The organism is Pseudaquabacterium inlustre (assembly GCF_038066595.1).
Lineage (GTDB): Bacteria > Pseudomonadota > Gammaproteobacteria > Burkholderiales > Burkholderiaceae_C > Pseudaquabacterium > Pseudaquabacterium inlustre.
In genome coordinates, this window is record NZ_JBBUTH010000008.1 from 120909 (window position 1) to 132933 (window position 12025).

The following is a 12025-nucleotide window of genomic DNA, read 5'->3' on the forward strand; positions in this document are numbered from 1 at the left end:
CGCATCATTGACCACTGCTCTTCACGCATGTACTCGACACACCAATGGCGCCCACTGCGTCCGAGCGTTGTCTAGGAAGTCCACAGAAATCGCGACTCAGCGGCTGGGCAATGGTGACCTTGGGCACGTGACCTAACCAGGAGAATCGCAGGCGGTCTGCGGAGTCATAGTCGGAGTAATCAATCTTCGTGTTCTCAATCTGAAATGTTGTGGCCTCTCTCCGAACCAAGATTCGGCCATCCAACAAGTTCGCCCTGAGGCTCGCGACTGCCGGTTCACCGCGAACGCTGATCCCTGCTGTATTGACCAATGTGTTGTGTTGAACGTCTGCACCGATCGACCGATTGATGTCGACTCCGCTTTCATTGCAGAAGGCAACGATATTGTTGGCAATGCGACCTGCCGAATGTTCAAACCTGCACACCTTGTCGCGGCAGGCATTGGGCGATGTGCCCCCGCCACCGAGAGAAATGCCAACACGCGTCCCGCTCCGAGACACATCAGCCGTAGTGCAAAGCACAAGATTTCGCTCGATTCGACCACCCTCTCCGGCTCCTTTCATGAAGACGCCGTAAGTCGGATGGCGGTTGGTGCGCGCGAAGTTCGACACCGTATTATCAAGTACACGCCAACGACTGGCAGCGACGATATCGACCGGTGAGACTGGATTATCCGTCCGCCTGACTCGCTCGTTGCTCAGGGTATTGAACTGCAGAAGACCATCATCAGGGAAATGCCCTTCATGCCCATTGACCTTCACGTGTGCGTTGAAATTTAGCAAGCGGTTGTTGCGTATCACCGCATGGTGTCCATTTCCGACGATATGAAATGCGTGCTCGCAAGTGCTGTCGTCAGAACATGCCCCCTTTATTTCTAAATTCTCAAAATGCCAATACGGATGCGCAACGACAAACCCCTCCTGCGCTACAAAGTTCAGTCGAACCAGCCCCGGTCGGCCCGCACGGACAACGATCGGGCGTTGCGCGAGTCCTCCGCGCTTTGTCCAGATGCTGCGCGACACGATGTATTCGCCCGGCATGAGTTCGATCACCATTCCGGGCTCGGCATCGGCTATAGCCTGAAGCAGTTCCGACAAGTTCTGGACGAGTATGAACCTCGACATGTCGTGACTGGCCTCCGACAGAGGGTCCGTGATCAGGACATCAAGGACTGCTCCGTCTCGCCAGCGCGAAGGTGCCAACGCTTGGAGCTGTTGTCCCTTGACACTGACTGACGCCAGCTCCGTGGTCGGAACTGGCCGCTCTACCCGACGCTGGACAAAGCGCAGGCCAGGAATTAGCCACTGTTCTAGGCGGGGATGTCCTTCGACGCGACGCTCCAAGTGTCGAATCAGCGATCCGGCCCCGAACTCCGAGGCAGCAATGACCACATCCAATGGGCTGCGGCCAGTGACGTACACCAGACCTGCCAGTGTTAGAACGCCAACCAACAGCGCGCCCAGCGCGACCCGGATCAAAGGTCTTACGACGTGCCGCATAAGATCAGCCGTACCCTGACGACGCGCCACCCACGAACACCCTCAACTCCCCCGCCCCGAACGCCGTCCAGTCCTCGCCGCGCGTGAGTGGCTGGGTGGCCACGATGGCCACGCGGTCGCCGGGCGAAGTCAGTGCGCCGAAGTCCACGCTCAGGTCCTCGTCGGCCAGGTGGGCTGCGCCGAAGGGGTGCTTGCGTTCCAGCCAGTGCAGGTGGGTGCTGCAATGCGCCCACAGCGCCTGGCCGTTGCCCAGCAGGCAGTTGAAGGTGCCGTGGCGCGCCGGCTGGGGCAGCAGTTCGGCCAGCGTGTGGGTCAGTTCATCGACCGTGGGCACGCTGGCGTGGGCCTTGGCCAGTTCCTGCATCAGCCAGCAGAACGCGCGCTCGCTGTCGGTGTCGCCCACGGGGCGAAAGCTGCCGTGCAGCCGGGGGTTGAAGTCCTTCAGGTCGCCGTTGTGGGCGAACACCCAGTAGCGGCCCCACAGCTCGCGCACGAAGGGGTGCGTGTTCTGCAGCCGCACTTGGCCCTGCGTGGCCTTGCGGATGTGGGCGATGACATGGCTGCTCTTGATCGGGTAGCGCTTGACGAGGTCGGCCACCGGCGAGTGCAGCGCGCTCTCGGGGTCGACGAACAGGCGCACGCCCTTGTCCTCGAAGAAGGCGATGCCGAAGCCGTCCTTGTGTTCGGTGGCGCGCGTGGCCAGGCCGGCGAACGAGAACATCACGTCGGTGGGCGTGTTCGCGTTCATGCCCATCAGCTGACACATCGCGGCACGCTCCTCGCGGGTTCGGTTCAGAGGCCCGGCACGAACAGCTTGGCGATGCCGCGCAGGCTGACCAGGTTGCCCGGGTTGCCGGTCTCTTCCAGCACGCCGGCCATGCGGCGCAGGATGCGCGCGCTCTTGTTGGCGCGCCAGATCAGCAGGTCGGCCAGCCAGGGGTGGTTGTTGACCCGGTTGGCGCGCTCGTAGAGGTCGAAACGCGGCTTCAGCGCAGCCAGGCTGTGCTCGTAGGCCTGGCGCACGAGGGTGTCGATGGCGGCCTCGGCCGCGGCTGCACCGCGGTCGCCCAGCAGGGCTTCGGCGGCCAGCAGGCCGGTCTCCATGGCCTTGCCGATGCCCTCGCCGGTGAAAGCATAGGTGCTGCCGGCGGCCTCGCCTGTGACCAGCAGGCCGGGCCGGCTCCAGCGCGCGCCTTCCAGCGAGCAGCGCAGCGGTGCGCCTTTCAGCTCGCCCACCACGGTGCCGCCGGCCATCAGCTGCGCGGCATGCGGGTGCACCTCGGTGAAGGCCTGGAACAGCTCGCGCAGGTTCACGTCCTGCATCGAGCCCTTGCCGTCGGCGGCCTGGTCATGGCTGTGGGCCAGGCCCACGCCGATGTTGAACACGCCGTCGCGGCACGGAAAGATCCAGCCGTAGCCCTTGCGCAGGCGCTTGTGCCACACCACCTCCAGCGCGCGGATGCGCGGGGCCATGGCCTCGTTCTTCACATAGCCGCGCAGCGCGATGCCGCTGGGCGTGTGGCGCTCGCACACGCCGGCGGCTTGCAGGGCCTTGGGAGCGGCGCCGGTGGCCAGCACCACCCAGCGGGCACGGATGTCGTGCGCCTGGGCACCGCCCGGGGCCTTCAGGCGCGCACCGGCCACGCGGGCGCCATCGCCTTCGCCGTCCAGCAGCGGTGCCTCGAAGCGCCAGGGCGCGAAGAAGCGCACGCCGGCACGCTCGGCCGCACGCTGCAGGATGTGGTCGAGCTGGCGGCGCGGCAGCACGGCCAGGCGGCCGGGCACATCGACACGGCCGCCGCGCGGGCCGATGCAGCCCACATGCGCCACCGGCTGGGCCAGGGCCATCACCTCGTCGTGCACGCCCAGGCGCTGCAGCGCGTGGTGGGCATCGGGGATCAGGCCGTCGCCGCAGATCTTGTCGCGCGGAAAGGGGTGCTGATCGACCTGCACCACGTCCACTCCATGCCGGGCCAGCCATTGCGCACAGGCGCTGCCGGCGGGACCGGCGCCCACCACCAGCACATCGCAGCGCGCGGGCAGCAGGGGCGTGGGGACGGTCATGGTGCGTGTCGGGGTGCTGAAGCGGCGCGCCGCCAGGGGCGTGCCGGGTGAAAGGTGCGCGATTGTAGGCAGGCCGCCACGGCTTGACCGGCATCAACGCCGGCCCGCCGGCGCAGTGCCACAGTGGGCTCAAGGAGAGATGACATGAGCACCCATCTGAACGGCCAGGACAAGACAGCGCTGCATGCGGCACTGGCCGCGCGGCGCACGCAGATCGAAGCCCAACAGCGCAGCCACCTGGCTGGCCAGACCCGCGTGGAGCATGCCCGCGAGGTGCTGCTGCAGGACGGCGACGACGCGCCACAACGCGACGCCGACCGCGAGGTGGACCTGGCCATCTCGGACCGCGAGGTGGTGGAACTGGCCGCCATCGACGCCGCCCTGGCCCGCTTGGCGAGCGGCCACTACGGCCTGTGCAGCGACTGCGACGGCGAGATCCCGCTCGCGCGCCTGAAGCTGGAGCCGCAGGCCCTGCGCTGCGTGGCCTGCGAGACCCAGCGCGAGCGCCTGCGGCCGCGCACCGCGTCGATGTAGGCCGGCCGCCCGTCGCACACGCCGTCTTCCCTTTCGACTTTCATTCCACTTTGCCAACCCGGCGCCCGCGTTGCGGCGCCGACACCGGAGAACCGTCATGTCCCTGTTCCACGCCGTCGTCTGGCTCGACCACCACCAGGCCCAGATCCTCCAGTTCGACGCCGAGCATGTCGAGGCGCAGAAGGTCAAGGCCAGCAGCCGCCACACCCGCACGCACGGCAGCGGCGTGCGCACCGAGCACGAGTTCTTCGGCCATGTGTGCGACGCGCTGTCCGGCATCACCGAGGTGCTGGTGACGGGCTCGAACAGCGCGATGGCCGACTTCCGCCACTACGTCGAGAAGCACCGCGCGCCGGTGGGCAAGCAGATCGTCGGCTACGAGCCGGTGGACCACCCCACCGAGAACCAGCTGATCGCCGAGGCGCGCAAGTACTTCGTCAAGTACGACCGCATGAACGGCACGCCCACGCCGATGTGAGCCCGGTCCGCGCGTCCCGCGCGGGCTGAAACGAACAAGGGCGCCCCGCGGGGCGCCCTTGTTCATGGTGCGGCCGGAGCGGCCGCCGCGCGATCAGGCCGCCTTGACCTTCAGGCGCCAGGCGTGCAGCAGCGGCTCGGTGTAGCCGCTGGGCTGCTCCTTGCCCTTGAACACCAGGTCCAGCGCGGCCTGGAAGGCGGCGCCGTTCGGGTTGGCCACCAGGCTCTTGTAGGCCTTGTCGTCGGCGTTCTGGCCGTCCACCTTGGCGGCCATGCGCGCGAAGCTGTCGCGCACCTGGGCTTCGGTGACGACGCCGTGGTGCAGCCAGTTGGCCACGTGCTGGCTGCTGATGCGCAGCGTGGCGCGGTCTTCCATCAGGCCGATGTCGTTGATGTCGGGCACCTTGGAGCAGCCCACGCCCTGGTCGACCCAGCGCACCACGTAGCCCAGGATGCCCTGGATGTTGTTGTCGATCTCCTGCTGCTTCTCGGCCTCGCTCCACCGGGCCTCGGCCACCACGGGGATGGTCAGCAGGTCGGTCAGCAGCTTGTCGGTGATGGCGGCATTGCCGGCGTCGCCGCTGGCCTCGATGGCCTGCTGCACCTCGGCCACTTTCACCTGGTGGTAGTGCAGCGCGTGCAGCGTGGCGGCGGTGGGGCTGGGTGTCCAGGCGGTGTTGGCGCCGGCCTTGGGGTGGCCGATCTTCTGCTTGAGCATCTCGGCCATCAGGTCGGGCATGGCCCACATGCCCTTGCCGATCTGGGCGCGGCCGCGCAGGCCGCACTGCAGGCCGATCAGCACGTTGCGGCGCTCGTAGGCGGCAATCCAGGCGCTGCCCTTGATGTCGCCCTTGCGCATCATCGGGCCGGCCAGCATGGCGGTGTGCATCTCGTCGCCGGTGCGGTCGAGGAAGCCGGTGTTGATGAAGGCCACACGGCTGCTGGCGGCGGCGATGCAGGCCTTCAGGTTGACGCTGGTGCGGCGCTCCTCGTCCATGATGCCCAGCTTCACGGTGCTGTCGGGCAGGCCCAGCAGCTGCTCGACACGGCCGAACAGCTCGCTGGCGAAGGCCACCTCGGCCGGGCCGTGCATCTTGGGCTTGACGATGTAGACGCTGCCCGTGCGGCTGTTGCGGATGCCCGCAGTGCCCAGACCCTTCAGGTCGTGCAGCGCGATGGCGGTGGTGATCACCGCGTCCATGATGCCCTCGGGGATCTCGCCGCCGCCGGCCAGCAGGATGGCCGGGTTGGTCATCAGGTGGCCCACGTTGCGCACGAACATCAGGCTGCGGCCGTGCAGGCGCACGTTCTCGCCGCGGGGGCCGTGGTACATGCGGTCCAGGTTGAGGCCGCGCGTGAAGGTCTTGCCGCCCTTGCTGACCTCCTCGGTCAGCGTGCCGCGCAGGATGCCCAGCCAGTTGCGGTAGCCCAGCAGCTTGTCTTCGGCGTCCACCGCGGCCACCGAGTCTTCCAGGTCGAGGATGGTGGACAGCGCCGACTCCAGCACCAGGTCGGCCACGCCGGCGGCGTCGCTCTGGCCGATGGGCGTGCCGCGGTCGATGCGGATGTCCAGATGCAGGCCGTTGTGCTGCAGCAGCACCGACGAGGGCGAGGCCGCATCGCCCTGGAAGCCGACGAACTGCGTGGCGTCCTTCAGGCCGGTGACATGGCCGCTGCTGAGCGTGACATGCAGCGCGCCGTCGTGCACCGTGTAGCGCGTTGCCTGGGCGTGGCTGCCCTCGGCCAGCGGGGCGCTGTCGTCCAGCACCTGGCGGGCGAAGGCGATGACCTTGGCGCCACGCACCGGGTTGTAGGCGCCGGCGCGCTCGGCGCCGCCCTCTTCACCGATGGCGTCGGTGCCGTACAGCGCGTCGTACAGGCTGCCCCAGCGGGCGTTGGCGGCGTTCAGCGCGTAGCGGGCGTTCAAGATCGGCACCACCAGCTGCGGGCCGGCCTGGGTGGCCAGCTCGGCGTCGACATTGGCGGTGGTCACGGTGAAGTCGGCCGGCACCGGCTGCAGGTAGCCGATGCGCTCCAGCTGGGCGCGGTAGGCCGGCATGTCGGTGATCGGGCCGGGGTGGGCGCGGTGCCAGGCGTCCATCTCGGTCTGCAGGCGGTCGCGCTCGGCCAGCAGCGCGGCGTTCTTGGGCGCCAGCTCGTGGGCGATGGCGTCGAAGCCGGCCCAGAAGGCCGCACGGTCCACCCCGGTGCCGGGCAGCACCTCGGTGTCGATGAACTGGGCCAGCGGGGTGGCCACTTGCAGGCGATGGATCGTGGTGCGTGCGGTCATGGGGTCAGCTCCTCAGCGTGACGGGGAAGTGTGGAAAACGGAAGTCAGCGGGCCGGAAAGAAGCCCAGCACGTCGCGCAGGCTGCGGCCGATGCGCGTGGGCTCGCAGTCCAGCTGCTCCAGCGGTGCATCGGCGCGGTTGACCCACAGCGTGTGGAAGCCGAACCAGGTGGCGCCGATGGCGTCCCAGCCGTTGCTGGAGACGAACAGGATCTTTCTCGCGGGCAGGGCCAGCGCGTCGCAGCCCAGCTGGTAGACGCGCGGATCGGTCTTGAAGCAGCGCACCGCGTCGGCCGACAGCACCGGGTCGAGCCAGTCGCCGAAGCCGGCGCTCTTCACGGCCACCGCCAGCATCTCGCGGTCGCCATTGCTCAGGATGCCGGCGCGCACCCCGCGTTCGCGCAGCGTGCGCAGCACCTCGCCGTTCTCGGGGAAGGCCGAGAGATGGCGGTACTCGTTCATCAGCCGGTCTTCGGCCGCGCGGCCCAGCGGCAGCTGCAGTTGCTGGGCACAGAAACGCAGCGCCGCGCGGGTGATGTCCCAGAACGGCCGGTAGCGCCCGCTCATGCTCAGCAGCCGGGTGTACTCGATCTGCTTGTCGCGCCAGGCCTGGGCCAGCGCCGCGCCCTGGCCGGCAAACAGCTGCTCGGCCGCCAGCGCCACGCTGTACACGTCGAACAGCGTGCCGTAGGCGTCGAACAGCACGGCGTCGGGCGTGTGGGCGGCGGTGGCAGGCAGCTTGTCCATCGTGGCCCGAACTCTATTCCGAACCTGAGCACCGATTAAGCAGATGAAAGTTCTTGGATTGATGACTTGATTGAATGCAATCAACCGCGTGGTTTCGCGATTGATTCGTGACTTGCGAGTGTGTAATCTGCGCCCGTGGACCGACTAAAGCAGATCGAATCGTTCGTGGCGGTGGCCACCAAGGGCAGCCTGACCGCCGCCGCCCAGGCCGCCGAGGTGGCGCCCGCCGTCATCGGCCGGCGCATTGACGCGCTGGAAGAGCGCCTGGGGGTCAAGCTGCTGGTGCGCACCACGCGGCGCATCACCCTCACCCACGAGGGCAGCGCGTTCCTGGAGGATTGCCAGCGCATCCTGTCGGACATCGCCAATGCCGAGGCCAGCGTCACCGCCGGCGGCGTGAAAGCCAGCGGCCACCTGCGCATCACCGCGCCGGCCGGCTTCGGCCGCCGCCATGTGGCCACGCTGGTGCCGGGCTTTCTGGCCCAGCACCCCGACGTGAGCCTGTCGCTGAACCTGTCGGACCGCGTCGTCGACATCGTCAACGAGGGCTTCGACGTGGCGGTGCGCGTGGGCGACATGCCCGACTCCAGCCTGGTCAGCGTGCGCCTGGCTGACAACCGGCGCCTGTGCGTGGCCGCGCCCGGCTACCTGGCACGCGCCGGCATGCCGGCCACGCCGACCGATCTGGCGCGCCACCAGTGCCTGACGCTCAGCAGCGACGCCAGCCAGACGCGCGGCTGGGCCTTCACGGTCGATGGCGAGGTGCAGCACCTGCGCCCCGGCGGCCGGCTGGACTGCAGCGACGGCCAGGTGCTGCACGCCTGGTGCCTGCAGGGCCTGGGCATCGCGTGGCGCAGCACCTGGGAGGTGGAAGCCGACCTGGCCAGCGGCGCGCTGGTGGCCCTGCTGGACGACTTCGCCTCGCCACCCAACGGCATCTACGCCGTGGTGCCGCAGCGCAAGCACCTGCCGCTGCGCGTGCGGCTGTGGATCGATTTCCTGAAGCACAGCTACGGTGATCCGATGTACTGGCGCAAGGGCGCGCCCGGCACCGGAGAATCCGGCCGATGACCGCCGCCCCCGACGTGCTCGTGACCTGCCTGTGTGCCGGCTGGTGCACCACCTGCACCGCCTACCAGGCCACGATGGCCAGCCTGGCCGCCGCCTGGCCGCAGGTCCGCTTTGCCTGGATCGACATCGAGGACGACAGCGACGCGCTGGGCGACGATGCGCTGGACATCGAGAACTTCCCCACCGTGATGATCCAGCGCGCCAGCGCGGCCGGGCCCGAGCAGTTGTTCTTCGGCACGCTGCTGCCGCACGGCAGCACGCTGCAGCGCACGCTGGAGGCGCTGCAGGCCGGCAGCCTGGCCGCCGGCAGCCCGGTGCCGCCCGACATGGCCCGGGCCGTGTGGCGGCTGGGGCCGCAGCGGCCGCTGCCGGCCCGCAAGGACTGAAGGAGACCCGTGATGCAACGTCGCCCGTTCCTGTCGCTGCCGGCCTGGGGCCTGGCGTCCAGCTTGGCCGGTGCCACGGCCCATGCCCAGGGCCGCAAGGACAGCCTGGTGCTGGCCATGACGCTGGAGCCGCCGGGGCTCGACCCCACCGCCGGCGCGGCCTCGGCCATCGGCGAGGTGGTGCTCTACAACGTGCTGGAGACGCTGACCAAGATCCGGCCCGACGGCAGCATCGCCCCGCTGCTGGCCGAGCGCTGGACCGTGACGCCCGACAACAAGACCTGGGCCTTCCACCTGCGCCCCGGCGTCACCTTCCACAACGGCGAGCCCTTCAACGCCCAGACGGTGAAGTACGCCTTCGAGCGCGCCGGCGCCGCCGACAGCCTGAACAAGGACAAGGCGGTCTACGCCAACATCGTCAACATCAGCGCCACCGACCCGCTCACCGTCGTCATCACGCTGAAGAACGTCAACCCCGACTTCCTGTTCCAGATCGGCCAGGCCACCGGCGTGATCGTCGAGCCCCGCAGCGTGGCCACCAACGCCACCAACCCGGTGGGCACCGGCCCCTACCGGCTGGAGTCCTGGGCCAAGGGCGCGCAGATCACGCTGGCGCGCTGGGACGGCCACCGCGACGCCAAGGCCATCGCGCTGCGCCGCGTGAGCATCCGCTTCATCAACGACGCCGCGGCCCAGGTGGCGGCATTGCTGGCCGGTGACGTGGACCTGTTCCCGCGTGTGGCGGTGGCGCGGGCGCTGCCGCAACTGCGCGCCGACAAGCGCTTCCAGGTGCTGGTGGGCGGCACGCGCGCCAAGACCATCCTGGCCATGAACAACCGGCGCAAGCCGCTGGACGACGTGCGCGTGCGCCGCGCCATCGCCATGGCCATCGACCGCAAGGCCGTGGTCGACGGCTCGGCCGATGGCTTCGGCACGCCGATCGGCAGCTTCTACGTGCCCGGCGCGCCGGGCTTCGTGGACCTGACCGCGGTGAACGCCTTCAACCCCGACCGCGCCCGCGCGCTGCTGAAGGAAGCCGGCGTCACCACCCCGCTGGAGCTGAGCCTGAAGTTGCCACCGGTGCCCTATGCGCGCCAGGGCGGCGAGGTGATCGCGGCCATGCTGGCCAAGGTGGGCATCGTCGCCAAACAAGAAAATGTGGAATGGGCGCAGTGGCTGGATGCCGTCTACAAGCAGAAGGCCTATGACCTGACCATCGTCAGCCATGTGGAGCCGCTGGACTTCGGCAACTTCGCGCGGCCGGGCTACTACTGGAACTACGAGAGCGCCAAGTTCAACGCGTTGTGGGCGCAGATCCAGGCCACGGCCGACCTGGCCCAGCGCAACCGGCTGATGGGCGACGCCCAGCGCCTGGTGTCCGACGACGCCGTGGCCGCCTGGCTGTACCAGCCCACCTTCATCACCGTGGCCAAGACCGGCCTCAAGGGCGTGGGCCGGGACATGCCGATCTTCGCCAACGACCTGTCCGCGCTGAGCTGGTGAGCCACGGGGCCATGCTGGCGGCGCACGACCCCTTCGGCCATCCCATCCAGGTGCAGCGGCCCGACAGCGTGGCCGCCGTGGCTGGTTTCATCGAGGGATTTCTGGCCTACGAGCCGCGCATCCTGGCCGTGCTGGCAGCGGCCGAGCACGACGACAGCCTGATCGTGCAGACCTGCGCCGCCGCGCTGTGGATGTTCAGCGAATCGCCGGCCGGCCCGCCGCAGGCGCGCGTCCACCTGGCGCGTGCGCGCGCCGCCGGCTGCCCCGCCAGCGATCGCGAGCGCCAGTTCGCCACCGCGGTACAGGCCTGGGTCGAGGGCGACCTGGCCAGCGCGCTGGCCGTGCACGCCGAGCTGGCCCGCGCCCACCCGCGTGACCTGGCCGCCATCAAGCTGGGCCAGTACCACGCCTTCAACCTGGGCGATGCGCCCACCATGCTGCGGCTGGCCCTGCCGGCCCAGGCCGCCGCCGCCGATGTGGCCTGGACCCACGGCCTGCTGGCCTTCGCGCACGAGCAGTGCCACCACCTGCACGAGGCCAAGGCCTGCGCCCGCCGCGCGCTGGCGCTGCGCGCCGCCGAGCCCTGGGCCGAGCACGCCATCGCCCATGTCATGCTCACCGACGGCCGCTTCGCCGAGGGGCGCGACTTCATGGCCCGCGCCAGCGCGCCGTGGCAAGGGCTGACGTCCTTCATGCGCACCCACAACGGGTGGCACCTGGCGCTGTTCCACCTGGAGCTGGGCGACGAGGCCGCGGCGCTGGCGCAGTACGACCGCGAGGTGTGGGGCGTGGACAAGGGCTACAGCCAGGACCAGGTGGGCGCGGTGTCACTGCTGGCGCGGCTGGAGCTGGCCGGCGTCGATGTGGGCGATCGCTGGCAGGACCTGGCCGACCACCTGGCCGGCCGCGTGCACGACCAGGTGCAGCCCTTCCTCGACCTGCAGTACCTGTACGGCCTGGCGCGCGCCGGCCGGCCCGAGGCACTGGCGCTGCGCGACGCCATCGTGGCCTTCGCGCCACGCGCCCCCGCCACCAGCCGCTCAGCCTGGCAGCAGGTGGCGGTGCCCGCCGCCCACGGCCTGCTGGCCCATGCGCAAGGCCGCTGGGCCGAGGCCGCCGAGGCCCTGACCGTGGCCTTGCCGCGCCTGGTGCGCATTGGCGGCAGCCACGCCCAGCGAGACCTGTTCGAGCAGATCTGGCTGGATGCCGCCCAACGCGCGGGCGACGCGGCCACCGTGCTCAATGTGCTGCAGCCGCGGCTGAACGCGGCGCCGCAGTCGCGGCGGCTGGCGCGCCGGCTGCGCACGGTGCATGCGGCCTTGGGGCTGCCAGACAGGCACTGAGCGCCACGCGAAGGGCGCGGTTGTCACCCCCGCAAATCCGGGGTTTCCGCATGATCGAGCGCAGCCCACCCCAGGCGTGCACTTCCTAAGCTGGAGGCCTCATTCACGAGGGA

Annotated in this window: 11 protein-coding genes; 6 read left to right on the forward strand and 5 right to left on the reverse strand. The window is 69.2% G+C overall.

Annotated features, from left to right (window positions below; all coding sequences use genetic code 11):
- Positions 1-4: 4 nt before the first annotated feature.
- The 3 genes from AACH10_RS15140 to AACH10_RS15150 all read right to left on the reverse strand — a co-directional run bounded on the left by AACH10_RS15140 (position 5) and on the right by AACH10_RS15150 (position 3562).
- Complete coding sequence (locus AACH10_RS15140) at positions 5-1054, reverse strand: hypothetical protein (protein WP_341411285.1); 1050 nt, start codon at positions 1052-1054, stop codon at positions 5-7.
- Positions 1055-1502: 448 nt separating this feature from the next.
- A complete protein-coding gene (locus AACH10_RS15145; RefSeq protein ID WP_341411286.1) occupies positions 1503-2264 on the reverse strand; it encodes a class II glutamine amidotransferase in 762 nt (253 codons plus the stop codon).
- Positions 2265-2290: 26 nt separating this feature from the next.
- Positions 2291-3562 carry an NAD(P)/FAD-dependent oxidoreductase gene (locus AACH10_RS15150; protein WP_341411287.1) on the reverse strand — a complete coding sequence of 424 codons (1272 nt, stop codon included), beginning with the start codon at positions 3560-3562 and terminating at the stop codon, positions 2291-2293.
- 144 nt (positions 3563-3706) lie between these two features.
- Between AACH10_RS15150 and AACH10_RS15155 the strand changes: the two genes are divergently transcribed.
- Together AACH10_RS15155 and AACH10_RS15160 are read left to right on the forward strand one after the other, a co-directional pair.
- Complete coding sequence (locus tag AACH10_RS15155) at positions 3707-4096, forward strand: TraR/DksA family transcriptional regulator (RefSeq protein ID WP_341411288.1); 390 nt, start codon at positions 3707-3709, stop codon at positions 4094-4096.
- 97 nt (positions 4097-4193) lie between these two features.
- Positions 4194-4574 (forward strand): hypothetical protein, encoded by a 381-nt coding sequence (locus tag AACH10_RS15160; protein ID WP_341411289.1) that lies wholly within the window; start codon positions 4194-4196, stop codon positions 4572-4574.
- Positions 4575-4667: 93 nt separating this feature from the next.
- Here the strand turns inward: AACH10_RS15160 and AACH10_RS15165 are convergent, their stop codons facing one another.
- The gene (locus AACH10_RS15165; protein WP_341411290.1) at positions 4668-6863 is read right to left on the reverse strand and encodes a malate synthase G; all 2196 of its coding nucleotides are present in this window, start codon (positions 6861-6863) and stop codon (positions 4668-4670) included.
- A gap of 44 nt (positions 6864-6907) precedes the next feature.
- Positions 6908-7609 carry a haloacid dehalogenase type II gene (locus tag AACH10_RS15170; RefSeq protein WP_341411291.1) on the reverse strand — a complete coding sequence of 234 codons (702 nt, stop codon included), beginning with the start codon at positions 7607-7609 and terminating at the stop codon, positions 6908-6910.
- A 135-nt stretch (positions 7610-7744) separates the two neighbouring features.
- Here AACH10_RS15170 and AACH10_RS15175 point away from each other — a divergent pair, with 135 nt between their 5' ends.
- From AACH10_RS15175 to AACH10_RS15190, 4 genes are read left to right on the forward strand one after another with little or no spacing between them, the layout of a single operon-like run.
- Positions 7745-8680 (forward strand): LysR family transcriptional regulator, encoded by a 936-nt coding sequence (locus AACH10_RS15175; protein WP_341411292.1) that lies wholly within the window; start codon positions 7745-7747, stop codon positions 8678-8680.
- A complete protein-coding gene (locus tag AACH10_RS15180; protein ID WP_341411293.1) occupies positions 8677-9066 on the forward strand; it encodes a thioredoxin family protein in 390 nt (129 codons plus the stop codon). Before AACH10_RS15175 ends, AACH10_RS15180 begins: the two co-directional genes overlap by 4 nt.
- Positions 9067-9075: 9 nt before the next feature.
- Complete coding sequence (locus tag AACH10_RS15185; protein ID WP_423228612.1) at positions 9076-10569, forward strand: ABC transporter substrate-binding protein; 1494 nt, start codon at positions 9076-9078, stop codon at positions 10567-10569.
- Positions 10566-11912 carry a tetratricopeptide repeat protein gene (locus AACH10_RS15190; RefSeq protein ID WP_341411295.1) on the forward strand — a complete coding sequence of 449 codons (1347 nt, stop codon included), beginning with the start codon at positions 10566-10568 and terminating at the stop codon, positions 11910-11912. The genes AACH10_RS15185 and AACH10_RS15190 overlap by 4 nt, the downstream gene beginning before the upstream one ends.
- Positions 11913-12025 lie beyond the last annotated feature (113 nt).

Bases quoted from the DNA above. Each gene is read 5' to 3' on its own strand.
- AACH10_RS15140 (WP_341411285.1), bottom strand. From the start codon at position 1,054: ATGGTGATCGAACTCATGCCGGGCGAATACATCGTGTCGCGCAGCATC.
- AACH10_RS15145 (WP_341411286.1), bottom strand. From the start codon at position 2,264: ATGTGTCAGCTGATGGGCATGAACGCGAACACGCCCACCGACGTGATG.
- AACH10_RS15150 (WP_341411287.1), bottom strand. From the start codon at position 3,562: ATGACCGTCCCCACGCCCCTGCTGCCCGCGCGCTGCGATGTGCTGGTG.
- AACH10_RS15155 (WP_341411288.1), top strand. From the start codon at position 3,707: ATGAGCACCCATCTGAACGGCCAGGACAAGACAGCGCTGCATGCGGCA.
- AACH10_RS15160 (WP_341411289.1), top strand. From the start codon at position 4,194: ATGTCCCTGTTCCACGCCGTCGTCTGGCTCGACCACCACCAGGCCCAG.
- AACH10_RS15165 (WP_341411290.1), bottom strand. From the start codon at position 6,863: ATGACCGCACGCACCACGATCCATCGCCTGCAAGTGGCCACCCCGCTG.
- AACH10_RS15170 (WP_341411291.1), bottom strand. From the start codon at position 7,609: ATGGACAAGCTGCCTGCCACCGCCGCCCACACGCCCGACGCCGTGCTG.
- AACH10_RS15180 (WP_341411293.1), top strand. From the start codon at position 8,677: ATGACCGCCGCCCCCGACGTGCTCGTGACCTGCCTGTGTGCCGGCTGG.